Here is a 533-nt window from a genome sequence, read left to right on the forward strand (position 1 = left end):
GCCTATGCGGTCGAGTGCTTCATCGACGAGCTGCTGCAGGTGGCGGGGCAGGATCCGGTTGCCGGCAGGCTTAGCCTGATGAACCGGCATCCGCGTGCCGTCGGCGTGCTCAAGGCTGTCGCCGAACTGGCGAAGTGGAATGGCTCCGGCCCGGTCGACGGCCGCGCCCGCGGCGTCGCGGTGGTCGAGAGCTTCGGCTCTTTCGTTGCGCAGATCGCGGAGGTCTCGCTCGGCACTGATGGCGAGCCGAAGGTTCACAAGGTCTGGTGCGTGGTGGATTGCGGCGTCGCGGTCAATCCCGACATCATCCGGGCGCAGATGGAGGGCGGTATCGGCTTTGGTCTTGGTCATGCGCTCTATGGCGAGATCACGCTCGACCAGGGCAGGCCGGTCCAGGCCAATTTCGATACCTATCGCTCGCTGCGCATCCACGAGATGCCGGAGGTCGAGGTCGCGATCATCAGTTCGACCGAAGCGCCCACCGGCGTCGGCGAACCGGGCGTGCCGCCGATCGGTCCTGCGGTCGCCAATGC

Annotated in this window: 1 protein-coding gene; it reads left to right on the forward strand. The window is 66.6% G+C overall.

Annotated features, from left to right (window positions below; translation table 11 throughout):
* A partial coding sequence (locus tag AB4Y92_RS25425; protein ID WP_441822140.1) for a molybdopterin cofactor-binding domain-containing protein occupies positions 1-533 on the forward strand: 533 nt, incomplete at both ends.

Source organism: Lysobacter sp. TAB13, from assembly GCF_052113885.1.
Lineage (GTDB): Bacteria > Pseudomonadota > Gammaproteobacteria > Xanthomonadales > Xanthomonadaceae > Lysobacter > Lysobacter gummosus.